Origin of the sequence: Mesorhizobium zhangyense, assembly GCF_011045115.1 — a bacterium.
Taxonomy (GTDB): domain Bacteria; phylum Pseudomonadota; class Alphaproteobacteria; order Rhizobiales; family Rhizobiaceae; genus Mesorhizobium_M; species Mesorhizobium_M zhangyense.
Genome location: NZ_JAAKZG010000022.1, coordinates 15,223 through 37,126, shown reverse-complemented (window position 1 = coordinate 37,126; position 21,904 = coordinate 15,223). Strand labels below are relative to the sequence as shown.

General features: G+C 59.3%; 25 protein-coding genes. 14 read left to right on the top strand and 11 right to left on the bottom strand.

Annotated features, from left to right (window positions below):
• Positions 1 to 264 precede the first annotated feature (264 nt).
• Both G6N74_RS28280 and G6N74_RS28275 read left to right on the top strand, forming a co-directional pair.
• Positions 265 to 975, top strand: a complete 711-nt coding sequence (locus G6N74_RS28280) for a DUF6065 family protein (protein WP_165121329.1) — start codon at positions 265 to 267, stop codon at positions 973 to 975.
• 113 nt (positions 976 to 1,088) lie between these two features.
• Positions 1,089 to 1,328, top strand: a complete 240-nt coding sequence (locus G6N74_RS28275; protein ID WP_165121328.1) for a hypothetical protein — start codon at positions 1,089 to 1,091, stop codon at positions 1,326 to 1,328.
• Positions 1,329 to 1,498: 170 nt separating this feature from the next.
• Here the strand turns inward: G6N74_RS28275 and G6N74_RS28270 are convergent, their stop codons facing one another.
• Together G6N74_RS28270 and G6N74_RS28265 are read right to left on the bottom strand one after the other, a co-directional pair.
• Positions 1,499 to 2,293 carry an anti-sigma factor family protein gene (locus G6N74_RS28270; RefSeq protein WP_165121327.1) on the bottom strand — a complete coding sequence of 265 codons (795 nt, stop codon included), beginning with the start codon at positions 2,291 to 2,293 and terminating at the stop codon, positions 1,499 to 1,501.
• Positions 2,290 to 2,832 carry an RNA polymerase sigma factor gene (locus G6N74_RS28265; protein ID WP_165121326.1) on the bottom strand — a complete coding sequence of 181 codons (543 nt, stop codon included), beginning with the start codon at positions 2,830 to 2,832 and terminating at the stop codon, positions 2,290 to 2,292. The genes G6N74_RS28270 and G6N74_RS28265 overlap by 4 nt, the downstream gene beginning before the upstream one ends.
• On the opposite strand from G6N74_RS28265, the gene G6N74_RS28260 reads away from it, so the two are divergent.
• From G6N74_RS28260 to G6N74_RS28230, 7 genes are all read left to right on the top strand, one after another.
• The gene (locus tag G6N74_RS28260) at positions 2,806 to 4,362 is read left to right on the top strand and encodes a S8 family serine peptidase (RefSeq protein WP_246246020.1); all 1,557 of its coding nucleotides are present in this window, start codon (positions 2,806 to 2,808) and stop codon (positions 4,360 to 4,362) included. The two genes, G6N74_RS28265 and G6N74_RS28260, sit on opposite strands and share 27 nt — an antisense overlap.
• Before the next feature lie 160 nt (positions 4,363 to 4,522).
• Positions 4,523 to 5,068 carry a sigma-70 family RNA polymerase sigma factor gene (locus tag G6N74_RS28255; RefSeq protein WP_165121325.1) on the top strand — a complete coding sequence of 182 codons (546 nt, stop codon included), beginning with the start codon at positions 4,523 to 4,525 and terminating at the stop codon, positions 5,066 to 5,068.
• Positions 5,052 to 5,825, top strand: a complete 774-nt coding sequence (locus G6N74_RS28250; protein ID WP_165121324.1) for an anti-sigma factor family protein — start codon at positions 5,052 to 5,054, stop codon at positions 5,823 to 5,825. Before G6N74_RS28255 ends, G6N74_RS28250 begins: the two co-directional genes overlap by 17 nt.
• A 26-nt stretch (positions 5,826 to 5,851) precedes the next feature.
• Complete coding sequence (locus G6N74_RS28245) at positions 5,852 to 6,571, top strand: Bax inhibitor-1/YccA family protein (RefSeq protein ID WP_165121323.1); 720 nt, start codon at positions 5,852 to 5,854, stop codon at positions 6,569 to 6,571.
• A 21-nt stretch (positions 6,572 to 6,592) separates the two neighbouring features.
• The gene (locus tag G6N74_RS28240) at positions 6,593 to 6,874 is read left to right on the top strand and encodes a DUF2076 domain-containing protein (RefSeq protein WP_165121322.1); all 282 of its coding nucleotides are present in this window, start codon (positions 6,593 to 6,595) and stop codon (positions 6,872 to 6,874) included.
• A 5-nt stretch (positions 6,875 to 6,879) separates the two neighbouring features.
• Positions 6,880 to 7,299, top strand: a complete 420-nt coding sequence (locus G6N74_RS28235) for an exopolysaccharide biosynthesis protein (RefSeq protein WP_165121321.1) — start codon at positions 6,880 to 6,882, stop codon at positions 7,297 to 7,299.
• A gap of 90 nt (positions 7,300 to 7,389) precedes the next feature.
• The gene (locus G6N74_RS28230; RefSeq protein ID WP_165121320.1) at positions 7,390 to 7,686 is read left to right on the top strand and encodes a hypothetical protein; all 297 of its coding nucleotides are present in this window, start codon (positions 7,390 to 7,392) and stop codon (positions 7,684 to 7,686) included.
• A gap of 420 nt (positions 7,687 to 8,106) precedes the next feature.
• Here G6N74_RS28230 and G6N74_RS28225 read toward each other — a convergent pair whose 3' ends face one another.
• The 4 genes from G6N74_RS28225 to G6N74_RS28210 form a co-directional block, all read right to left on the bottom strand.
• Complete coding sequence (locus G6N74_RS28225; RefSeq protein ID WP_165121319.1) at positions 8,107 to 8,640, bottom strand: cytochrome b; 534 nt, start codon at positions 8,638 to 8,640, stop codon at positions 8,107 to 8,109.
• A 182-nt stretch (positions 8,641 to 8,822) separates the two neighbouring features.
• Positions 8,823 to 9,206, bottom strand: a complete 384-nt coding sequence (locus G6N74_RS28220) for a VOC family protein (protein WP_165121318.1) — start codon at positions 9,204 to 9,206, stop codon at positions 8,823 to 8,825.
• Positions 9,207 to 9,330: 124 nt separating this feature from the next.
• Positions 9,331 to 10,551 carry a chromate efflux transporter gene (chrA, locus tag G6N74_RS28215; RefSeq protein WP_165121317.1) on the bottom strand — a complete coding sequence of 407 codons (1,221 nt, stop codon included), beginning with the start codon at positions 10,549 to 10,551 and terminating at the stop codon, positions 9,331 to 9,333.
• 45 nt (positions 10,552 to 10,596) lie between these two features.
• On the bottom strand, positions 10,597 to 10,908 hold the full coding sequence (locus tag G6N74_RS28210; RefSeq protein ID WP_165121316.1) for a PadR family transcriptional regulator: 312 nt from the start codon (positions 10,906 to 10,908) through the stop codon (positions 10,597 to 10,599).
• Between the two features lie 354 nt (positions 10,909 to 11,262).
• Between G6N74_RS28210 and G6N74_RS28205 the strand changes: the two genes are divergently transcribed.
• On the top strand, positions 11,263 to 11,475 hold the full coding sequence (locus tag G6N74_RS28205; RefSeq protein ID WP_165121315.1) for a cold-shock protein: 213 nt from the start codon (positions 11,263 to 11,265) through the stop codon (positions 11,473 to 11,475).
• A gap of 472 nt (positions 11,476 to 11,947) precedes the next feature.
• On the opposite strand, the gene G6N74_RS31585 is transcribed toward G6N74_RS28205, so the two are convergent.
• Positions 11,948 to 12,217 (bottom strand): serine hydrolase, encoded by a 270-nt coding sequence (locus G6N74_RS31585; RefSeq protein ID WP_376767764.1) that lies wholly within the window; start codon positions 12,215 to 12,217, stop codon positions 11,948 to 11,950.
• Between the two features lie 225 nt (positions 12,218 to 12,442).
• On the opposite strand from G6N74_RS31585, the gene ppk2 reads away from it, so the two are divergent.
• Positions 12,443 to 13,357 carry a polyphosphate kinase 2 gene (ppk2, locus tag G6N74_RS28195; protein ID WP_165121347.1) on the top strand — a complete coding sequence of 305 codons (915 nt, stop codon included), beginning with the start codon at positions 12,443 to 12,445 and terminating at the stop codon, positions 13,355 to 13,357.
• A gap of 35 nt (positions 13,358 to 13,392) precedes the next feature.
• On the opposite strand, the gene G6N74_RS28190 is transcribed toward ppk2, so the two are convergent.
• Positions 13,393 to 14,385 (bottom strand): magnesium transporter CorA family protein, encoded by a 993-nt coding sequence (locus G6N74_RS28190; RefSeq protein ID WP_165121314.1) that lies wholly within the window; start codon positions 14,383 to 14,385, stop codon positions 13,393 to 13,395.
• A 327-nt stretch (positions 14,386 to 14,712) separates the two neighbouring features.
• On the opposite strand from G6N74_RS28190, the gene G6N74_RS31020 reads away from it, so the two are divergent.
• Positions 14,713 to 15,435, top strand: coding sequence for a CYTH domain-containing protein (locus G6N74_RS31020; protein ID WP_246246019.1), 723 nt, complete (start codon positions 14,713 to 14,715; stop codon positions 15,433 to 15,435).
• An 11-nt stretch (positions 15,436 to 15,446) separates the two neighbouring features.
• Positions 15,447 to 16,262: a CHAD domain-containing protein gene (locus G6N74_RS31015; RefSeq protein ID WP_312857939.1), complete on the top strand. Its 816-nt coding sequence runs from the start codon at positions 15,447 to 15,449 to the stop codon at positions 16,260 to 16,262.
• Positions 16,263 to 16,628: 366 nt separating this feature from the next.
• Here G6N74_RS31015 and G6N74_RS28180 read toward each other — a convergent pair whose 3' ends face one another.
• From G6N74_RS28180 to pstS, 3 genes are all read right to left on the bottom strand, one after another.
• A complete protein-coding gene (locus tag G6N74_RS28180; RefSeq protein ID WP_165121313.1) occupies positions 16,629 to 17,639 on the bottom strand; it encodes a DUF808 domain-containing protein in 1,011 nt (336 codons plus the stop codon).
• A 116-nt stretch (positions 17,640 to 17,755) separates the two neighbouring features.
• Positions 17,756 to 19,492 (bottom strand): Na/Pi cotransporter family protein, encoded by a 1,737-nt coding sequence (locus G6N74_RS28175; protein ID WP_165121312.1) that lies wholly within the window; start codon positions 19,490 to 19,492, stop codon positions 17,756 to 17,758.
• 95 nt (positions 19,493 to 19,587) lie between these two features.
• Positions 19,588 to 20,637, bottom strand: coding sequence for a phosphate ABC transporter substrate-binding protein PstS (gene pstS, locus G6N74_RS28170; RefSeq protein ID WP_312857938.1), 1,050 nt, complete (start codon positions 20,635 to 20,637; stop codon positions 19,588 to 19,590).
• A 455-nt stretch (positions 20,638 to 21,092) separates the two neighbouring features.
• On the opposite strand from pstS, the gene G6N74_RS28165 reads away from it, so the two are divergent.
• Entirely contained in the window at positions 21,093 to 21,899 is an 807-nt protein-coding gene (locus G6N74_RS28165) for a 3-hydroxybutyrate dehydrogenase (protein WP_165121310.1), read from the top strand.
• The last annotated feature ends 5 nt before the right edge of the window (positions 21,900 to 21,904 follow it).

Below are 21,904 nucleotides of genomic sequence, written 5' to 3'. Positions count from 1 at the left end.
CCAAGGAAGTCCGGGATCTAGCCGTCGCCGCGGGCGATGAAGTCGATTGCGACGAGATAAATACCAGCGCCCGTCAGCCAACGGCCCGCTGCCAATAGGATGGTGGACGCAAGATCAACGCGGTGCTTTCGCCGCAGACATATGAGGTGATCGGAGAATGAAGGCAGTTTGAAACGCTGCTTGGGCCGGCCCGAATTGTAGTGCTTCGGGGAATAAACACCGGTCCGGTCCGTTTCTCCCCGGTCAATCGACCGGAGAACATCGATGTTTCATTTTTCTCACAACTCACGCTCAGTCCGGTTTCTTTGCCGGCCGGAAGATCATGGCGTTATCGCACCGCCAGTGGCGGCTAAAACCGTTCTGCCGGAATGGTTCCGCAAACTTCCGGCAATCGATTCCGGACAGATATCCACGACCAATAACGGTCTTACCGTCAAGCGTTGTATGCCCTTCCTCGACGCAATGATGACCGGCTGGATCCTGCCTCTTGCGGCCACAGTGCGACTTGAGATCAAGGATGACGGCCGCGCAGTGGATGCAGGCTGGGAATTCGACCGAACAATGGTGAGCAACCACGGCGCCCACCAGGTCGCCGGCAATCCCAAGGAACCCAGCCCTCCCTGCAAGTTCCACAATTATTGGTCAATTCGCACGCCACCCGGCTGGAGCTGCCTTTTCCTGCCGCCACTCAACAGGCCATCGCAACCTTTCGAGTGCGTCGCCGGCATCGTCGACACAGATACCTATACGGCGCACATACATTTCCCGTTTTTTGCCATTGCGCCAGATGGCTTGTACACGATCGAGAAGGGAACGCCACTTGTGCAGGTCATCCCGTTCCGTCGTGAAGATGCGGCACTCAAGGCAGAAATTCGTGCCGAGCGCGGCGAAGAAGCGAACGATCGCGAAACCGTCTATCGCAACACAATTGCAGGCGAGGGCTGGTATAGAAAATGGGCACGCGCCGCCCGGTAATAGCCATACGGTAAAATGAAAGGGGCCGGATCATATCCGGCCCCTCTTTTTGAGTTATGAGCGGTTAGCGCCGCCAACCGCGCCAGCCACGATCGGAGCCGTTCGAGCTTGAGTTGGAAGAGCTGTTCGAACTCGAATTGGAAGAACCGTTCGACGATGAATTCGAGTTCGAGTTGCTTGAAGAATTCGAGTTGGAATTCGACGAGCTGTTGGACGATGAGTTCGAGCTGGAGTTGGAACTCGAGTTGGACGAACTGTTGCCGGCAACAATGAAGCTGCCGTCACTCTGGCTGACTGTCGTGGGCGACGGCCGCTCAATGTCAGCGGCTCCAAAGGGATGCTCCTTTGCCTGAGCCGCCGTACCTGCGAGAACCGTCATGCCCGCGACCAGGGCCGATTTGAACTTCCAGTGTCTTGTCATGATCGTTACTCCGTTTCCAAAACTGGACCAGTGGTTCCGGTCCGACATGGGAAACGGGCAACCTCCGCCTTTATTCCGCAGAGATGCAATCGACCGCCGGAATTAGCTCGAAGGCCGTTGAGGCATTGTTTGCAACGCCTTCAATTCTTCGTCGGCCGACATCGGCGCTTCGGCATGGATCGCCGAAAGATAGGCATCGAGCGCTTCGGTGGATGATGCCGGCGCATAGCCGTTGCTGTCGCCCGGCGCAACCACGGCAAAGCTTACGCGCCACTCATCACCTGCATGACAGGCGATCGAGATGACCGTGGATTGATCCGGCGAGTCGACTTCGAATTCGCGACAAAGCGCCTTCTGGCTATCGCGGAACGTCGCGATCAGGCGAAAGCGCTGGTTTGAACCGGGCAATTGGATTTCGTCGCCCGATTGCCTCGTTGCGAGCGCTTCGATCAGCGCCGGGCTGCTGACACCGGCAACCTGCAATCCTTCTGCAGGACGGCCATTGTTCGATGATAGCCAGTAACCGACCATGCCCCCCAGCACGGCTGCGGCAAAGGACGCGGCGATCGGCAATCGCCATGTTCGAGCTGAGAGTGGTTCGGCTGCCGGCTTGCGAAGCGGCACGACATTGCCTGCCGATTGTTCATCTGTTGACCGCGCGCGTTTTTTGTCGACCATGCGCTGGACGGCGTCAACCAGATGGTCGGGCACATCCTCTTCCAGCAGCGGCTTCATCGCGACTTGCGCCTGCGCGCGCGTTTCAGTGAAAAGTGCTACCCTGGCCAGCAGATCGTCGTCCGTCTCCAGCGCCTTATCGATCCTCGCCGCAGTTTCCGCATCAAGTTCGCCATCGGCGAAACGCATCAGGATCTCGTCGGAGAAATCTGCCTTGGTCATTTCTTCGCCCCTTTCATGACCTCAGAACGTTCAGTAGTCGCTGTTATTCCAGCCGCTTCCACCAGATTCTTACGCGCCCGCGCCAATCGGCTCATGACCGTCCCGATGGGGATGTCGAGCAGGTCCGACGTTTCGCGGTAGGACAGCTCTTCCACACAGACCAGGAGCAGCACTTCACGCTGTTCATCCGGCAGCTCGGCTATGGCCTGGGACACGCTCTTCAGGGCGAGACGTGCCTGCACTTCGCGCTCCCCATCGGATCCGGTCAGGTCGGGACGTTCCGATATTTCTTCCTGAATACCAGCCGTTTTTTGCTTGCGAATATGATCGATCCAGAGATTGCGCAGTATGCGGAACATCCAGGCATCGAAACGGGTACCCGCCTCAAAACGCTGCTCGTTCGCGAGGGCCCGTTCGCAGGCCATTTGAACGAGATCGTCGGCGAGATCGCGCGACCCACAGAGCGATATGGCGAACCGGCGGAGATTTGGCAGGAAGGCGACAAGCTGGTCTTGGACAGAATCCGCGCTTTCGATCATTGTATGGTCCGGTCTTTCGATGCCGAGGGAATAAAGCGCCGTAATGCCCGTTCTTTGCGATGCTATCCTTATTTGTTGGGTGGAACCGGGATGTCAACGATGAAGCGCAAGGGCGACATGTTCAATTGGCTGAGATGGATCCGAGCAAAACGTTTGCTTCTTGCAATCATGCTTGCCTGCATTCCGATTGCCGACAGCTCCCTCCTGCCGGGCTTTCTGGAGACAAAGCCCGCCTTCGCAGACGACGATGATGGCGGTGATGACGATGGTGGCCGCAGTGGCGCTTCCTCCCGCAACTCCGATCCATCAATCGGATCGCGCCGCTCCAGTGGACGAAACCTGTTTCGGGGCTTGCGCAACCGGTTCCTGCCGCGGGCGCAACGAAGTGGCGCTGCTCGTCCTTACCGCGCTCAGGCACCCCAACCCCCGCTACCCGTGCACACAACTGATGAGATTGTCGCGACCGGCCTTACCGCACAGCAGATCGATCAGCTTACGGCTTACGGCTTCGTTGTGCTCGATCACGCGGAAATTCCGCTGCTGGTTTCGGAGGTGGTCAAGCTGCGCAAACCATCAAGCATGTCGCTTGAGGCCGCGCGCGATCGGATACGCACCTTTGGGCCACCGTCGATAGCCGATTTCAACCATTTTTACCGGCCTGAGCAGGAAGCCATTCCCGAATGCTCTGGCCCTCATTGCGATGCGACAAACCTTGTTGGATGGCCCATCCGTGTGACTGGGCCGACAAATTGCGGCGGCGATGTAATAGTCGGCCTGATCGATACCGCGATCAATGCCGACCACGCCACCTTCGCGAAAGGTCAGGTCGAGATCGTTCGGCTGGTAGATGAGGAACTGCCGCAATCCGGTCGGCAACACGGCACTGCGGTCGCGGCCCTGCTTGTTGGCGCTGCGGACAGCTCCACGCCGGGTCTTATGCCGGGCGCGAAGCTGATCGCAGTCGATACATTCCAGAGTGCCGCTCGCCAGGACGACCGCTCCGATGTCTACGAGCTTATCCGCGCCATGGATCTTCTGGCGTCGCGTGGAGCGCACGTCATCAATATGAGTCTTTCCGGCCCGCAAAACATGCTGCTCGAACGGCTGGTGACGGAGATATCCGACCGTAACGTCGTTATCGTCGCTGCAGCCGGTAACAAGGGCCCGAAAGCCGACCCGGCCTATCCTGCGGCGTACCCGCAGGTCATTGCCGTGACTGCGGTGGATCGCAACAAGCGTGTCTATCGGCGCGCCGGTCGTGGCAAGCACATCGATCTGGCTGCACCCGGCGTGGAGATATGGACGGCTGCTTCCGTCAGCGGTGCAAGGCTTAAAACGGGCACTTCATTTGCGGCGCCGTTCGTCACAGCCGCAGCCGCTCTCCTTCGATCGAGCGGCCAAGGCATGACTAGTGCGCAGGTGCACGAGACACTGACTAAATCTGCGCAAGACCTTGGTGACCTTGGCAAGGATCCGACATTCGGTTGGGGCTTGCTTAACGCGAGCACACTGTGCGCTGCAAAAATGTAGGATCGGCGGAGCCGTCACGAAGCTCCGGCAGGTCTGCTGCAGAAAAATCGCATAAAATGCAGGATGGAATTTCCGGATAGAAGTCAGGGTCCAGCTCCAGTGCCCGGGAAAAATCGCCGCCTGAGGGGATTAAAACCGTTCGCTGTTCCGTAAACCTGTCATGGATCGAATGAAACCGCGCTTCGACGTCATAGGCCAGCTTGGCTCCATGCGCCGTTATGCCCGCGCGCTGACGCGTGACGCGACGGATGCCGAAGACCTTGTCCATGATGCGCTGGTCCGTGCCTATGAGCGTCGGGAAACGTTCAGGCAGGGCGGTAGCCTGCGCGTCTGGCTGCTTTCGGTCCTGCATAATTCCTTCATCGACGGGGTCCGTTCGCGCCGTGCCGAAGCTGCCCGGGTAGTGCAATCCGGATACCTCTCCGAAACCCGGATGGAGCCTCATCAGGATCATGTCGTGCGGCTCGCTCAGGTGCGGGAGGCGTTTCTCGACCTGCCGGAAGAGCAGCGCTCGGCCTTGCATCTGGTTGCGGTCGAAGGGCTTTCCTACCAGGAAGCAGCCTATGCGCTCGGCATCCCGCTTGGCACGCTCATGTCACGCATAGGACGGGCAAGAGCCAGCTTGCGCGGCATGGAAGACAATGCGGCAGGGCAGCCGAAAGGTCGCCTCAGGATCGTGGGAGGCCGTGATGAACGAGATGCGTGATCCCATCGTGGACGCTGACCTTGACGCCTATGTGGATGATCAGCTGGACGCGAGCCGCCGGATCGAGGTGGAAGCCTATCTTTCAGGCAGTCCGGAAGCCGCGGCGCGCGTGATGTCCGATCTTCGAGTTCGTGGCGAGTTGCGTCTCGCCTTGGCAGGGCCAAAAGGCATGGCTCGTCCCGCGACCGGTGACGCGGCTCGCCGTCTGGAACGTGGTCTGGCTCGCAGGAGATTTGTCGGCAGTTTGCAGCGCGTGGCGGCGATTGCGGTTTTCGTGGCGGTGGGCTGGATGGCGCATGCCGGATTTGGCCCGCTGGTCATATCGGAAGTCGTCGCCTCCACGCCGCCTCCGGACTACGTGAACGATGCGGTGATGTCGCACAGGACAACCGCCCTTCGCGCCTCCATGGCGTCGCAGCCGGCGGTTCCGGACTATGATCCCGACGAAATTCGTGCGGCAACGGCGATCGTCATGCCAGGACTGCCCAAGGATTGGCAGGTGACGGACGTACAGCTGTTTCCCTCCAAGTTCGGGCCAAGCGTCGAAATGGCAATCAAGACTGAGAAGTTGGGTGCCGTTTCGCTGTTTGCGGTGCGTCCGGGCACGTTCGATGTCGTCAAGCCCACCGTTGCCGACATGCAGGATGTGACGGCCGCCTATTTCCAGATCGGCGAAGTCGCCTATGCGCTCGTTGCGAAGGCTGACGCGCGCGATCTCGACCGAGCGGCAAGCCAGCTCTCCGATACGCTTTATTGATCCAGTCAACCTAGGGAGATTCCAGGATGAACACTCCATTCCAATCGGGAATGAACACGGCTCGCAGCCAGTCCGCGACAGTGTTCGACGAGGGCCTGCGACAGCATATGCTGCGGGTCTACAACTATATGGGCCTCGGACTGGTGCTGACGGGCATCGTCGCCTTCGTCGTCGGCTCCACCCCGGCGCTTTACGTACCAATCTTCTCGACGCCGCTGAAATGGGTGGTGATGCTCGCACCGCTGGCCTTCGTGCTTGTCTTCTCGTTTCGCATGCAATCGATGTCGGCGGCTGGAGCCCAGATGATGTTCTGGGCGTTCTGCGCGGTCATGGGACTGTCGCTGGCCTCTGTATTCCTGGTTTTCACGGGCACCAGCATTGCCCGCACCTTCTTCATTGCCGCAACCATGTTCGGCGCGACCAGCCTCTACGGCTACACCACCAAGCGCGATCTCTCGCAATTCTCGTCCTTCCTGATCATGGGCCTGATCGGCGTGGTTATTGCGAGCGTCGTCAACATCTTCCTCGGTTCGACGGCTCTTCAGTTCGCCATTTCGGTCATCGGCATCTTCGTCTTTGTCGGCCTGACGGCATGGGACACGCAGACAATCAAGGAGCAGTATGCCGAGAATTTCGATGCCGAATCCCGGCAGAAACTCGCGGTCTTCGGAGCTTTCTCGCTCTACCTGAACTTCATCAACATCTTCCAGCTCCTGCTGACCTTCACGGGCCAGCGCGAGGAATAGCAGTCAGGTCAGAGCATCATTGTGGACAGACTGGACCAGCAGGCCATCGTCGGCCTCTTCGACAAGCTCGCCGATGTTGCGCGGCAATCGCCGCCTCGGGACCAGGAAGCGGAAGCCTATATTGGCGAGCAGATCGCCCGCCAGCAGACGGCGATGGGCGTTGCCGGCGGCGTCTTGCTCGGCAGCGCGATTGCGGGCATGTTCGGCGGCAATGAGGCTCAGGCAGCCGAGACGAACGAGGAGCCTCAGGCTGACAATGTCGATACAGGGTTTGATGACGGCGGCGATTTCGGCGATTTCTGATTTCCATGCCTGACGAAGAACCGTCCACCAGTCCCGTCCACACTCCGCCAGATAGCGAAGAGCGTGGACGCAAACTTTCCGACATCCTGTGGTCGATTGCCGGTGATACTGCGCGGGAGCGAATTTCCGTCGGAGATCTTGTTGTCGCGCTGGGTGATCGCGCGCTGGCCGCGCTGATGGTCGTCTTCGCACTTCCGACCGTGTTGCCGATGCCGCCGGGAACTTCAGGAATCCTCGGCGCGCCGCTGGTTTTCCTGTCAGCGCAGCTCATGCTTGGTCGACGCCCGTGGCTTCCAAGGAAAGTCGCGGACCGCTCGATGTTCCGGACCGACTTTGCCACCCCGTTGGATCGCGCCGGGCCATGGCTGGCTGATCCGGTCGCGTGGATCGGGCTCGCTAACACTCATCGATGGCGGTCGTATTGACAAGATCCTTGCCGCACCGGCTTAGGCAGCAAGGCGATGCAATGCCGGTGCGCTCGCGAAAGCGCCCACGAAAAAACAAGGCTAATCGGCATGCGCTCCCTGCTGAGGACATACTGGAACGGCGACGTCCCGCTCCGTCGCGTCTTTTGGTTCGACATGCTGGTGGTCGGCACGATCGTCAACGCGGTATCGGCTGCCACTGCCCTTGTGGCGTTTGCCACGGACGCCCCCGATTGGCTCGCGCTGGGCATTTTCCTGGCGCCGCTTCCCTACAACCTCCTTCTGTGTCTCTTCGTTTGGCGCTCGGCCACCCGCCATCCCTCCGGCTGGAGTGACTTTGCAAAAGTCGGCGCAGTCCTTTGGCTCGTGGCAGCGCTGATCATCTAGGATATGGGCTACACGATGCTGACAGAGAGCCATTCGGCGGCACTAGCTCGGGGGTCGGCTTTGGAGAACTCCGGAAATGTCCGGTCATGAGACCTGAAGCGGCGATTCCCGACGCTCCCCGATGCCGCCAAAGCTGACGTTCGGTGCAATGGGCGGGTTGACCCATTGCAGTCCTTGGCCAGCCGCGCAACAAACGGCTGGCTTTTCGAGACCTTCGGAGATCGATTTCCCTTTCGGGAACCGGACAAAGAAACGAACGATCCTGATCCAGCGGCCGTCCAACGTTGCGTGGCACTTTCCTGGCCGGTGCAATGCCCTGCCTTTCCGTATGCCGACTAACCCGTGTCCCACAATGAAAACATCGCCGTCACGTGAAGATTGCGAGGGACATCAGCGTGTATTTCGCATTCCGGCGAGAACTTAGTTTGGAAGCATGCGCTTCAGAATGTCATCCTTGCGAACGAAATGATGCCAAAGGGCTGCCAAGGCGTGAATTCCTACAAGGATCAGCAATCCATTGGCACATAGACCGTGAATTGCCTTGATCGATCGCGCTATGTCGCGATCCGGGGAAAACGGCGCGGGAACGCTTAAGAGACCAAAGAAGCTCACCGAGTCACCTCTAAACCAGGTCAGCACAATTCCGAGCACTGGGATGGTGAACAGCAGTGCATACAGCGCGAGGTGTGCAGCCTTGGCAAGCACTTTCTCCATGCCTGTCATGGATGGAGGAAGATTCGGTGCGCCCCTGGATAAGCGCATAACCACTCGCCAAATCACAAGCCCGGCCAGCAACAGGCCAAACGAGATATGGAGCCATTGCGCCAGAGCCCGATTCGGATCGTCTCGCTGGAACAAACTATTGCCGTAGGTGAGCCCGTAAAGGGCGAGCACAAGAATGAAAAGTACCCAATGCAGCGTCTTTTGAATGGGTGAGTAAGCTGTGGCTGACATTGAAATCCCGAATTAAGGACCGTTGCGACGCTCGTTGACATCTACAGAAGCATCGAGACGTCGCAACCTACCGTTCGCAATGTTAGATCGAGTTCCCAGGCCATTGCAAATCAGGTGAACTTGGATGCCTGCGTGGCTTTCGCTCGCCGTGTCCAGATGTTGGCCCCCAACAATCGTACTGCTCAAATCTTTGGTGCCTCGAACAGCTCGATCGGATTTCCCGCTGGGTCCTCGAGCAATATCTGTTTGCCGCCCATGCCTTGCACAATCTCGTTGCGAAAATACGCGCCTGCGTTCCGCAACGAGGCGACTTCCCTTTCCAGGTCCGCGACTTCAATCTGGATGCGGTTCCAGCCGCCAGGCTCGGGCTTGCGGCCGTCTGGCATCGTTTGCGAGGCACCGCCTGGTCCGCCCATTCCGCTCACCAGGAGACGGAAACCGTCCCTGGACAAGATGGCGAAGCTTGGTGCCGGACGCAGATCGACAGAGAAGCCGAGATGCTTTGTATAGAACTCCACTGCTGCATCGACCTTATCGACGATGTAACGCACGCTGATTCCAGGCATGGTTGTCTCTCCCTGTTGCGTTCCTCTGATCGGTTGCGCGCGATCGCGCAACGCTTGTCCTTCGCCCAATCGGCAAAACTCAGGTGAGGGCCGCGAACATCTTCGTAGCCCGCCCCGCCGCCCTTCAAACCAGTTTCAAGGCTGCGCCAGCCATAGCCATCAGGACAACGACGATCCACGGTGGGGCCTTCCACACGGTGAGTAGAAGAAAGCCAGCAAGCGCAAGCGCAAAGTCACGCGGCCCAAGGACCGCACTGGTCCAGACCGGACTGTAGAGCGCAGCTCCCAGGATACCGAGGACGCTCGCATTGACGCCGCGCATCGCTGATTGCACAGCCGGGCGCAGGCGCAACGCATCCCAGAAAGGCAGCACCCCGTAGGCCAGCAGAAGACCAGGCAGGAAGACCGCGACAAGCGCAATCGCGGCACCGGTGAGGCCGTTAGGCGCAGGGCCTGCGACTGCACCAAGATAGGCCGCAAAGGTGAACAGCGGTCCGGGTACAGCCTGCGCCAGTCCGTAGCCCGCCAGAAAAGCCTCGTTGCTGACCCACCCAGGCGTCATCACCTCGGCCTGCAACAGCGGCAGTACGACATGGCCGCCGCCGAAGACCAGCGCTCCCGACCGATAGAACGCATCGAAGAGCGCGATGGCTTGATGACCCGTCGCACTCACAACCAGAGGTGGGATCAGAAACAGAGCCGCATACAGGACGAGCACGCATGCCCCCTGCCGCCGCGACACGGGAAAGCTCAAGTGCCCGGCGGGCGTGGTACCATCGGCGCGGCAGAGCCAAAGCCCGGCAAAAGCACCGATAGCAATCGCGCCGATCTGACCCGACGATCCGTCGACGAAGGCGACGATCACGACCGCCGCCAATGCAATGGCGGCGCGCTCGCGATCGGGTGTGAGGCTCTTCGCCATACCCCAGACGGCCTGGGCGACAACCGCAACAGCGACCAGCTTCAGCCCATGCAACACACCTTCGGCAACCGGCCCTGTGAAGCTGGCCGCGCCGAGTGCGAAGACGACGAGCATGATCGCCGACGGTAGGGTGAAGGCGATCCATGCAGCCAGACCGCCCAGCAGGCTGTTGCTCCGAAGAACGCCTAGCGCGAAGCCGACCTGGCTGGAGGCAGGGCCAGGCAGGAACTGGCAGAGTGCGACAAGATCGGCATAGCCGGGGTCATCGATCCAGCGTCGCCGCACGACCAGCTCATCATGAAAATAGCCGAGATGGGCGATTGGACCGCCGAACGAGGTGAGGCCCAATTTGAGGAAGACGCGGAAGACCTCGGCCGAGGAGCCGCGGCGCGACGCCGTGACTGTCTCGTTGCTAGCGGTCATTGTGATCTCGCTTGAACAATGGTCCGAGGGTGCTGATCATGCAGCCTATGTGTGGGGGTGCTCCATCATCTCGCCGATGAGCTCGCGCACCTTGCCGCGTGCCATCTCCAACGCTTTGCGTCCGAGCGGCGTCGCGCGATACATGCGCCGTACGGAACGGCCGACGCGGTGTCCCTTGGAGGTCAGGTATCCTTTTTTCTCCATGGACCGGAGCATTGGGTAAAGCGTCCCGGCGCTGAGCTTGTAACCATGCCGTGCAAGCTCCTCTATCATCCACTGGCCATAGAGTTCTTCTTGCGCCGCATGATGCAACACATGGAGGCGGATCAGGCCGCTGAGTAGATCTTGATGTTCCATGGTTGGCGATCATAGACAGTCGATCCACGTAATCGAAAATCGATATCGATCATCGATAATATGGATTGGTTTATCGAGTCAATTCGTTGCTGAACGCCACGTCGGCATGTATCCATTGCTTGTCCCAGAAATAGGCGCGGCTTGGCCACGCGTAGAGCAAACGTCCCTTCTCAAAACAACGGAGGCGTCGCAGATCGAGGAGCTGCGCGCTTATATGACTGATGCAGACATTTTTGGCGGGTCGATCTGGCCTTGCGATTTCCGGCGTTGCTGTGTCTATTCCAAATCTCGATACGAACCGGTTCGGCTTCACCGCCGGATCAGACATCTGCAAACATTACAAGGAATACGCATATGGCGACTGGAACCGTGAAGTGGTTCAACAGCACCAAGGGTTTTGGGTTTATCCAGCCCGATGATGGCGGTCAGGATGTTTTCGTCCACATCTCCGCTGTCGAACGTGCTGGTCTCTCGAACCTCGTTGATGGCCAAAAGATCAATTACGAGATCGAGCAGGATCGCCGCACCGGCAAGTCCTCTGCCGGCAGTCTCAGCAAAGCTGGCTGATTTTTCTCAAGTGCCCGGCATCTGCCGGACGGCGCGGCAAGTCGCGGATGCACTGTCCGCCAAGCCGGCGCGAAGCATGGTTGGTCCGGAGACCGAGGCGGCAGATTGCTGAAAGTCAAAAGGCTGTCTGGCGACGGAAAGCGGGGCAAGAACTCGCCTTTCTCGTGCTTGAGGCATCTCCGGCGGCATGACGGTTGCCTGACGCGACGTTGTGCGTCGACCAATTCCATCCTTGGCTCTATCGAGCGGCAACAGTGGTCCACCGCAATGTCATTGAAAGGTCACCTAAGCTGACCCATATGCACATTGCGTCGGACGTCTCCTCCCATTCGTCTGGCGCGTTCCCCTCTGGAGGTTTTAAACCTTCATGCTTGGCCGGGCTTAACAGTCCGGCCTTTTTCTTTTGGTCACATCAACCTATCAGATACCGATCTCAGTCACGCACCCGCAAGCTTCCCATTTGGAGCGTGCATCACGCTGTATAGAGAGCCTTGGCAAGTTCATCGGGAAGGCGACCGCCGGGAGATTGCCCCTCCAGGCCCGCATTGGTGAAGGCCACCATCGTCAGCTTCCGGTCTGGATCGACAAACCATGAGTGGCCATAGGCCCCGCCGAGACGCCATGTCCCCGCGGTTTCCGCCGAGTGCGCGATCCCTGGGTCGCGCAGGATTGTGAAACCGAGACCAAAGCCACGTCCGGGCCAGGGCAACAGATCCATTCCAACTGTGTGATCGGTTGTCATCTCATCAATCAGCGCACCAGTCAGCAAAGGCTCGCCACCGGTGCGAAGCACTTCAAGCAGATGCAGCGACCTTCTTGCCGGTCCGCCGGCGACTTTGTTGCGGCCGCTCACCACGGCGGCATTTTGACCAATTCCGGTCCTTCCGATCGCGGAATGATCCAGTCTGTCACATTGGTGTTGCAGATGCTCTGCTTCCTTGACAGTTCACCCAACAGGACAACGTCCATGAATTATGACGATCAGAATAGTCTGAGCCGAATCAAGGCCGAAATCGCAGACAGTTTCGATGAGGAACTGGAGATGCAGCGGGAAGAGGATAGGCTGGACGAGCTTGTCGCCGAAGGGATGTCCGAGCCAGCCGAACCAACGTTGGACCGCAAGATATATTTCCGCGAGCTTTTCCGGCTTCAGCACGAACTGGTACGGCTTCAGGATTGGGTGCAGCACAACAAGCTCAAGGTCGTGGTGATTTTCGAGGGGCGGGACTCCGCGGGCAAGGGCGGCGCCATCAAGCGCGTCACGCAGCGCCTCAATCCGCGTGTCTGCCGGGTGGTTGCATTGCCGGCTCCGACCGAACGTGAGCGCAACCAATGGTATTTCCAGCGCTACGTCCCGCATTTGCCGACGGGCGGCGAAATCGTCCTGTTTGACCGTAGCTGGTATAACCGTGCCGGCGTCGAACGCGTGATGGGGTTCTGCACGCAGGATGAACTCGAGGAGTTCTTCCGGTCGGTTCCCGAATTCGAGCACATGCTCGTGCGCTCAGGCATCGTGCTGGTCAAATACTGGTTTTCAATCACCGACGAGGAGCAGGAGTTCCGCTTCAAGATGCGCATTCATGATCCGCTGAAACAGTGGAAGCTCTCGCCCATGGACATGGAGAGCAGGATACATTGGGAAGACTACACCAGGGCCAAGGAGGACATGCTTGCGCGTACCCACACGGATCATGCGCCATGGTCGGTTGTGCAGGCCGTAGACAAGAAGAAAGCTCGGCTCAACTGCATCGCGCATCTGCTGGCGCAGATTCCATATACTGACGTGCGCAAGTCCGAAATCGAGCTGCCAGAACGCGTGCGCCATGCGGACTACACCCGTAAGCCAGTGCCTGCCGAGTTGTTTGTGCCGGAGGTCTACTGAACGTTTAGGCTCGTTTTGATCCGGACGCGGGCGGTTCAGAGCCAGCCGCGCGTCCGGAAGTAGACGAGCGGCAGAATGGCCGCGATGATCATCATGCCGATCGCCCAGGGGTAGCCGAGCAGCCATGCGAGTTCCGGCATATGCGAGAAGTTCATGCCGTAGATCGATGCCACCAGCGTTGGCGGCATGAACACGACGGCCGCGAGCGAAAGAACCTTGATGATCCCGTTCTGTTCGACGGAAACCAGGCCGACGACGGTATCGAGCAGGAAAACAGTACGCTCGGCAAGATAGGAGACATGGTCGCTCAGGGATTGAACATCTCGCTCCAGCGACTTGAGCCATGTCGAATGGGAAGGTCGATCGGTCGTCACAGCTGGGGACGACTGCAGGTAGGCCAGCAGCCGCCCGAATCCCGACAGGCTCTCTCTTATCTTGGACAGGAAGTCGCCTTCCTTCGCTATCAGTTTGAGCGCTAGCCTGAAATCCTTTGTCGACATAGGCCTTTTATCGCTTGACCCTGAGATGAGCCGTGTCGATTCGGCGTCGAGACGCTGCACGACATTTTCCAACAGCTCGGCTATGCGGTCGGTGACAGATTCGATGAGGCCGAAGAAAATCGTCAGTGGATCGCATTTCGGGAAGACAAGGTCATTGCCTGGCTTTGCGGAACGCGCGGCATAGAGGGTGAACGGCAGCGGCTCCGTGTAGCGCACGGTCACCAGGTGTTCTTTCGTGGCGACGAACGTAATCGGCGCGATGCCAGGTGTGTCTGTTCCGGCAGCGAACAATATCGGCACAGTGAGATAAAGCGCATGGTTTTCCGAATACAGCCTGCTTGAATCTTCTATGTTTCGCATTTCGTCCCGGGTCGGGATCGACAGGCCGGCAAGTGTCTCGACATGGGCGTCCTCTTCAACGGTCGGTTCGAACATATCGATCCAGATGGTGTTCGCCGGCAACGCCGCTCCCGAAGGTAGCGGAGTGCAGACCAAGGTATGGTCGTTCACGCTGTAAGCTCGGATCATCTTGTTTCCTATTGTGGCCGAAATGGAGATCGCTAGCATGAAGGCATGACAATTCTTCAACGCTCTTCTGAAGGTCACGCGAGAACTCAAGAAGTCTGCGGTCTTGGCTGATCACAGCTAACGGATCGGTCCTGGCCAATGCAGTGGCGCCGAAACCCGGCATCCGGTACTGAATATTCGGTGGTCGAGAGAATTGGAGGATCCTGCCCTCTCGTCGACACACTGCCGAAGGTAAGCACTCCTTGTATCGAACGCCTGCGGGAAACTGCGACGCCAACGCATCCACCGAGCTTTACGGCACCAGAAAAACGGACTTAGAATCGTCATATGAGCGAGATCGAGCTTAAATTTCTCTTTGACGAAGCAGATGCGCGCGCACTCTGGGCGCGCGTCAAGGCGCTTGGATGGGCCGATGGGCGCCCCAATACGCAAACGCTCAGAAGTATCTATCTGGATACGGCCGAACACGCCCTGAAGAAGGCAGGAATCGCGCTCAGACTCAGACGCGACGGGCGGCGCTGGATCCAGACGGTCAAGACTGGCCGGCAATTGCATGGCGGCCTCTCGCTGTCCGGCGAGGTCGAGGTTGCGGTTCCTGAAGGCCAGCTCAACCTTGATTTGATTCCCGATGCTGCCCTGCGCGCCGAAATTGTCCGCGCAGTAGGCGGCGCGTCGCTACAGACGATATGCGAAACTGCCATTCGGCGGACAAGAAGGGAGTTCTCGCTTGAGAATGGCACGCGCGCCGAATTGGCGGTCGACATCGGCGAGATACTTGCCGCAGGACGCTCTGCTCCCCTGTGCGAGGTGGAGATCGAGCTTTTGGAGGGCGATCCGAGCGGATTGTTCGACATAGCGCAGGCACTGTTTCCTGACGGTGGCTGCGATTTTCGCGGCTTTCCAAATCGGCCCGCGGCTATCTCCTCGATGAGAAGGGCTACATCGATACGCCGCTCGCGCCGCAAAAAGCTGGAACAGTCAAGCTGGATCCTGCGGGGACGGCCGAGCAGGCGGCGCGCGCCACGCTTCGAGAATGTCTCGACCAGATAGCCTCTAACATTGTGGTGGTTCGGGAAATCGACCACCCGGAGGGGCCGCATCAATTGCGTGTCGGCCTGCGCCGTTTGCGGAGCGTATTCTCCGTTTACGCATCGGTGCTGAACAGCCCAGAAGCAGCGAGGATCGCCGACGAAGCAAAATGGCTTGGCCAGGAAGTCGGGCGTCTGCGGGATACCGACGTTCTTGCCAACGACATCGTACGGCGGGAGGCGGGATACCATCCGCACGAACTCGAACTTTCGGCGCTTGCCGATGCGCTATCCCGTCAAGCACTTGAAATGCGCAAGCCCCTTCGCGACTGTCTAGTGGGTGCTCGGACACAGAAACTTCTGATTGATCTTGCACGCTTTGTTGAAACCGGTGGCTGGCTTAACCGGGAGGATACCGACCAACCTGAGCGGCTCATCGCCCCGATTGGTGCGTTGGCTGAGAAGGCGCTCCGCAAACGCTGGAAAAAAGTATCCAAACGCGCACATGGGTTCGAAGCGCTGAATGTGAACGAGCGCCACGAATTGCGGAAGGAGTTGAAGAAGCTGCGCTACGGCGCGGAGTTTTTCGCGTCACTGTATCCAGCCAAACGGGTATTTCCTTTCATCAAGCGCCTGCAGAAGCTTCAAGCGGCTTTCGGCGATCTGAATGATGCCGCGATGGCGAAGGCGCTGTTGACCGGTGCCGAAACATCTTTGGCGGAAGCGCCACAGATGCAGCGGGCTGCAGGTTGGGTAATCGGCGCAAGCCAGGTGCGCGCCGAATCCAGTTGGGCGGGAGTAAAGCTCCTTTGGCAGAAGTTGGAGCACACGCGCGCGTTCTGGAGATGAGGCGCATCCTGTGCAGCCAGACAGGATCGGCATGAGTTGGCACTCGTCATGGAAACGCCGTGGCCCGGTCATCATTCTCATGCATCGTATCGTCGGCGAGCGGCAAGGATCGATGCGGAGATTGGGCGATGTTCCGAAGTGAACCGACACTTGATGAGTTGTTGGACGAACCCATCATACAGGAGCTCATGGCGAGCGATGGTGTCCGGGCCGAGGACGTCCGTCGCTCGATACAAGATGCGCGTACCCGAATGAGTCTGAATTGTCAGGGTTCGGGTAAGTTTTTGGATGATAAAAGTTCCCCGGGGTTTGCCAGTTCCAACCGGCCTCCATCGCCAAGACTGCCGGATCCCAGTGCGACATCAATCAGAATCCGTGCCGATCCGATGAGGCAGCACGGATGCCTGACTTGACCTGCCACCAAAGTGGCGAAACGACATATCCCATGACCGGAATTGCAATCGAACCGACGGCAATCCCGATCACCGCAGCACCGGCTGCCTGAACGACCCAGGCGACAACAGGCCCCACGGGCGCAAGGGCGAGCGCGGCAGTATCCCCGACGTCGTGGATGATGTGGGCCAGCCGGTCGAAGCCGTAAGTCTCGAAGCCATGAAGAATGATGTCGCCGCCGACCCAGATCATGGCGGCCGTTCCGACGATCCCAAGTGCCTTGAGGAAATACGGCATGCCCTGGACGAGTCCGCGTCCGGTCAAGCGAAGGGCCGCGCTGACAGTCGATGGCGACGACGCGCGGGCGAGCATAAGTCCGAAATCGTCGGCCTTCACGATCAGCGCGACGACGCCATAGACAGCGACGGTGATGCCCATCCCGACGACAGCGAGCACCATTGCCTGAGTAAATGCGTTCCCGTCGGGAACGGCGGCGAGTGTTATGGCCATGATCTCGGCCGACAGGATGAAGTCAGTCTTGATCGCGCCGGCGATCTTCTGGTCTTCGAAGGATTTGGCGTCCAGGCTGATGGACTCGATACCGGTCTCATGATCGTGCGCCGCATGCGGCAGGATCAGTTCGTAGATCTTCTCGACGCCTTCATAGCAGAGAGAGACACCACCTATCATTAGCAGTGGCGTCACCGCCTGGGGTGCGAACAGGCTCAGGAGCATGGCTGCCGGCAGCAGGATCAGCAGCTTGTTCTTCAGAGAGCCGAGCGCGATCCTGCCGATGATCGGCAATTCTCGCGCCGCGGAAAAACCAGTGACATAGCGCGGCGTAACGGCGGCGTCGTCGATGACGACCCCGGCTGCCTTGGCTCCGGCCTTCGCGGCCTGGCCGGCGATGTCGTCGAGTGAGGCTGCGGCCACTTTTGCCAGGGCCGCTATGTCGTCAAGAAGGGCGATCAGACCGACGCTCATTGAGGCCACCGCTCAGGAAGATGAGTCGAAAGGAGATGCCGCGCCGCACATGGGGGCATTGCAGGATTATCACCGCAGCATTGCCTGAAGCGGGCGCTGCGGTGATATGTTAAGGTTTACTCGGCAGGAAGCGGGTTCAGGCCGAAGCTACCTTCATCCTTCGGGTTGGACGACCGATCCCGCTTTTGCACCGCACGTGCCAAAACATTCTGCCTGTTGACGGATTTGCGCTCGGCGTCGATGCGGCGGATCAGGATTTCCGCACGCTCGATGGAGCCAAGCAGAGCGAGGATCGTCCCACGTTCCACCGCGCCCGCATCCGGCCCCAGCGCAAGAGTGCGGGCACGAAGTTCATCGACTTCGGGGTAGCTGACATGCCCGGCCGGCATGGTCGGGTTGGCGATGCCGTGATCGGGCATGATATCGCGAAGCGAGACATCGAGCTTGTTGAGCGCGGTTTCGACGATGGCGTTTGCCGGACCGCTGAACTTCTCGCGCTTCACGCGCCGGGCCACCTGATGCATCGACTCGGTCAGCGCAGCTGTGAAATCCGCCTCCTCGATCAGGCTCGCGACGAGGTCGAGCTGCTCGTAAGGCAAATCCTCCTTCATCAACAGGGCGGTGTAGGCCCGTATGTCGCGGCTGAGGATATCGGTCGCCAGATAATGCTCGCCCGGATCGGACGGCGCGTTCTTCGAGGATCGCGCGATGTCCAGGAACATGGCTCCAGCCTGTAGATGACGCGCTGTTTCCTGCTGCACGGCCGGGATGGCCTTGGCGAAGTCGCTCGCCAGTTTTTGGTCGAGGAATTTTGGGGTCGAGTAGTCTTCGACATCCTCTGCGTCGGTGTGTCCGACGCGCGACAATATCCGGTCGAACACGCCGACGAAGGGAAACAGCAGCAGCGTGTTGAAGATATTGAATACGGTCGAGTAAACACCGACGGCGACCGGCACGAGCGGGAACGTTTCCTTGCCGCCGATCAGGACCGGAACGCTTGGGTCGCCGCCAAAGAACTGCATGCCCCACCGCAGGACTTCGATCGAGACGAAGAACAGCGGCACGGTGATACACACGCCGATGATGTTGATGGAAATATGCGCGTAGGCCGCCCGCTTGGCGTTTTTCGACAGATTGAGCGAAGCCATCCACGAGGTGATGGTGGTGCCAAGGTCTGCGCCGAGCGAGAAGGCGACGGCCGTTTCCCAGTCGAGGATGCCTGCCGCGCCAAGGCCCATCACAATACCAATCGTCGCCGACGACGAGTGGATCATCGCGGTAATGGCGGCGGCGATGAGCACGCACTTGATCAGGTTGAAGTAGGAGTCTGCCTTCAGCGTCTGCAGCAGTTCCATGACCTCAGGCATGTTGCGCAGCGGGCGCAGACCGCCGGTCATCAGGTTGAGGCCGTAGAAGATCAGCGCGAAGCCCATGCAGGCGAGTGCGATGTTGCGGACCTTCTCATTCTTGGAGAAGCAGTAGAGCAGCGAGAACGCGCCGGCGAAGATCAGCCCCAGCGGGCCGAGCGGCAGCGCGATAAGCCCGTTGCCCAGGGTCGTGCCGATGTTTGCGCCCATGATGACGCTGATCGCTGGTCGCAACGCGACAACGCCGGCGTTGACGAGGCCAACAACCATCACGGTCATGGCGGTGGAAGACTGGATCACGCCGGTGATCAGCGTGCCGGCCAGCACGCCTTTGATCGGCGTTCCGGCCGCCCTAGCGAGGAAGGCGCGCATCTTGTTGACGGAAAGCGCCTGAATGCCGTTGGACATGAACTCAAGGCCGAGCATGAATAAGCCCAGCCCGCCGATGACCGGCACGAGAATGTCCTTGAAGATGTCTATATCCATCTCATGCTACCCCAAAAATGCGCCGTCCCGACGCGACAAGTTTCGATTACCCTCGGTGCGTCCAGAGTTGGCGAACGACGGAGTGCTCGCCGATTTCAGTTGCCGGCCTGCAATTCCTTGACCCAGTATTGTTTGACCTGTTCCGCAAGAGGCTCCGGCAGCGGCACATAACCGAGCGCCGCCGCATCCGAATCTCCGTCATCGAATGCGAGACGAAAGAGGTCGTGAACGCGGCGATAGCGATCCGGGGACCGGCCGGCGATAGGAACAACCGCGAAGGTGGCAGTGCTGATTGGATAGGCAGCTGGCCCAGGCTGGTCGGTCAGGGAAGCGTAAAAGTCCTGCGTCTTTTCCCAGGCGATGGCGTTAGCTGCGGCCTGGACGCCTTCGGGATCAGGCTTGACGAAGTTGCCCGATTTGTTCTGGATTGAAGCGAAGGGCAATCCCGCGCGCATCACCTGGCCGTATTCGGCATAGGCGATCGCGCCCTTGGTCTCCTGCACGGCGAGGATAAGGTTCTTGGTACCTTCGGCGCTGGTCCCGACCGGCCACGGGATAAGGGTATCGGCGCCGTACTTTGTCTTCCATTCGGCGCTGACTGCCGTGAAATACTCTGTAAGGACGAAGGTTGAGCCTGAGCCGTCCTTGCGGTGAACGACGCTGATCTGGAGATCGGGAATATCCAGATCGGGATTGAGCGCCTTGATGGCGGGATCGGACCAGGTCTGGATCTTTCCTAGATAGATGTCCGCCAGGACTGGGCCGGTCAATCGCAAGGCTCCCGGGGCAACGCCGTCGATATTCGTGACGATCGCGATGCCACCCATGACGATCGGAAACTGTTGTTGGCCGCGGCTGGCGAGTTCCGAAGGCGCAACCGGTACGTCGGTGGCCGCGAAATCCATCTCAGGCTGTTCAAGCCGCATCAGGCCGGCGAGCGATCCGACAAGCTCGTAGTCGACGGTCCAATCCAGCGTGAAAAAGTCACCGCCGTCCGCCCGCGCATCCTTATAGGCTCTCGCCCATTTGGCCATGACCGGCGCAGCGAAAGTCGATCCCGCGCCGCGAATAGGTTCCGCCTGGGCGGTTTGCCCAAAAGTCAACGCTATGGCCAGAATGGCAGCGCCAGCCAGCCCATCGACCACGCCCCGAGCTTTTCCAATTCGGGAAACGAGCAATCCAACCATGGCGCCTCACTGCGGTTTGTGCGCTTGCGGAACAAGCATGCGCGAAGTTGTAGTTTGTTCAAGACGCGCGTGCGCTCGAACCTGGCTAGGCGGCCACGCCGGAACCAACATTAAGCCATATGCTTGGTAATGCTGTTGTTTGACGCTTGGATGACAGGCCATCTGGCGGTGACGAAAGTAAATTCGGGCCTACACTTTTGGGAATGGCCGCCGAATATTGGCTTGGTTTTTCATAAGTGAAGCAAAAGCTTCATCCCTGTGACACATCGGCGTGCGTCAACAGTCGTTAGGTGACAGGCGGCATCTGAATACGATGCCACCTCTGTTCGGTGAAGTTTGTGCTCGCTCTGGCCAATCGCAGGTTGCGTTTGTGGCAATGAGAGTTTGGGCAACAGGAGTAACAGGAGTAATGAATGTCTGATCAGGTAAGCCATTCCCCGCTCGACAAGAAGGTCGCTATCGTGACCGGCTCGACGAGCGGCATCGGGCTCGGCATCGCGCGCGGGCTTGCCGCACAAGGCTCCGATATCGTGATTAACGGTTTGGGCGACCCAGTCGCCATCGAGACCGTCCGGGCTGCAATCGAGACGGAGTTCGGTGTGCGCTGTCTCTATTCTTCCGCCAATATGTTCTCAGGCGCGGAGATTGGCGACATGATCAAGCTGGCGGTCGACGCTCTCGGCGGTTGCGACATTCTCGTCAACAACGCTGGCATCCAGCACGTTGCTCCCATCGACGAGTTTCCGGACGATAAATGGGAAGCCATCATCCAGATCAACCTTGTTGCGGCCTTCCACTCCGTCAAGGCCGCACTTCCTTTGATGAAGGCGCGCGGGTGGGGTCGGATCATCAACATCGCATCGGCACATGCTCTGGTCGCGTCGCCGTATAAGTCCGCCTATGTCGCGGCCAAGCACGGCATCGCAGGATTGACGAAGACCGTCGCCCTCGAGGTTGCGACAGCCGGGATCACAGCTAACGCCATTTGCCCGGGCTATGTCTGGACCCCGCTGGTCGAAACGCAGATCCCGGATACCATGGTCGCACGCGGCCTTTCCAAGGAACAGGTCATCCACGACGTGCTTCTCGAAGCCCAGCCGACCAAGGAATTCGTCACCATCGACCAGGTTGCCGGCCTGGCGCTTTTCCTGTGCTCGGACGCCGCCGCGTCGATAACGGGTGCAATCCTTCCCATCGACGGCGGCTGGACCGCGCATTGAAGCCT

Bases quoted from the DNA above. Each gene is read 5' to 3' on its own strand.
- G6N74_RS28280 (WP_165121329.1), top strand. From the start codon at position 265: ATGTTTCATTTTTCTCACAACTCACGCTCAGTCCGGTTTCTTTGCCGG.
- G6N74_RS28230 (WP_165121320.1), top strand. From the start codon at position 7,390: ATGCGCTCCCTGCTGAGGACATACTGGAACGGCGACGTCCCGCTCCGT.
- G6N74_RS31585 (WP_376767764.1), bottom strand. From the start codon at position 12,217: ATGACAACCGATCACACAGTTGGAATGGATCTGTTGCCCTGGCCCGGA.
- G6N74_RS31020 (WP_246246019.1), top strand. From the start codon at position 14,713: ATGAGCGAGATCGAGCTTAAATTTCTCTTTGACGAAGCAGATGCGCGC.
- G6N74_RS28175 (WP_165121312.1), bottom strand. From the start codon at position 19,492: ATGGATATAGACATCTTCAAGGACATTCTCGTGCCGGTCATCGGCGGG.
- G6N74_RS28220 (WP_165121318.1), bottom strand. From the start codon at position 9,206: ATGCCTGGAATCAGCGTGCGTTACATCGTCGATAAGGTCGATGCAGCA.
- G6N74_RS28225 (WP_165121319.1), bottom strand. From the start codon at position 8,640: ATGTCAGCCACAGCTTACTCACCCATTCAAAAGACGCTGCATTGGGTA.
- chrA (WP_165121317.1), bottom strand. From the start codon at position 10,551: ATGACCGCTAGCAACGAGACAGTCACGGCGTCGCGCCGCGGCTCCTCG.
- G6N74_RS28245 (WP_165121323.1), top strand. From the start codon at position 5,852: ATGAACACTCCATTCCAATCGGGAATGAACACGGCTCGCAGCCAGTCC.
- G6N74_RS28235 (WP_165121321.1), top strand. From the start codon at position 6,880: ATGCCTGACGAAGAACCGTCCACCAGTCCCGTCCACACTCCGCCAGAT.
- G6N74_RS28255 (WP_165121325.1), top strand. From the start codon at position 4,523: ATGGATCGAATGAAACCGCGCTTCGACGTCATAGGCCAGCTTGGCTCC.
- G6N74_RS28250 (WP_165121324.1), top strand. From the start codon at position 5,052: ATGAACGAGATGCGTGATCCCATCGTGGACGCTGACCTTGACGCCTAT.
- G6N74_RS28165 (WP_165121310.1), top strand. From the start codon at position 21,093: ATGTCTGATCAGGTAAGCCATTCCCCGCTCGACAAGAAGGTCGCTATC.
- G6N74_RS28180 (WP_165121313.1), bottom strand. From the start codon at position 17,639: ATGAGCGTCGGTCTGATCGCCCTTCTTGACGACATAGCGGCCCTGGCA.
- G6N74_RS28210 (WP_165121316.1), bottom strand. From the start codon at position 10,908: ATGGAACATCAAGATCTACTCAGCGGCCTGATCCGCCTCCATGTGTTG.
- ppk2 (WP_165121347.1), top strand. From the start codon at position 12,443: ATGAATTATGACGATCAGAATAGTCTGAGCCGAATCAAGGCCGAAATC.
- G6N74_RS28205 (WP_165121315.1), top strand. From the start codon at position 11,263: ATGGCGACTGGAACCGTGAAGTGGTTCAACAGCACCAAGGGTTTTGGG.
- G6N74_RS28190 (WP_165121314.1), bottom strand. From the start codon at position 14,385: ATGATCCGAGCTTACAGCGTGAACGACCATACCTTGGTCTGCACTCCG.
- G6N74_RS28265 (WP_165121326.1), bottom strand. From the start codon at position 2,832: ATGATCGAAAGCGCGGATTCTGTCCAAGACCAGCTTGTCGCCTTCCTG.
- G6N74_RS28270 (WP_165121327.1), bottom strand. From the start codon at position 2,293: ATGACCAAGGCAGATTTCTCCGACGAGATCCTGATGCGTTTCGCCGAT.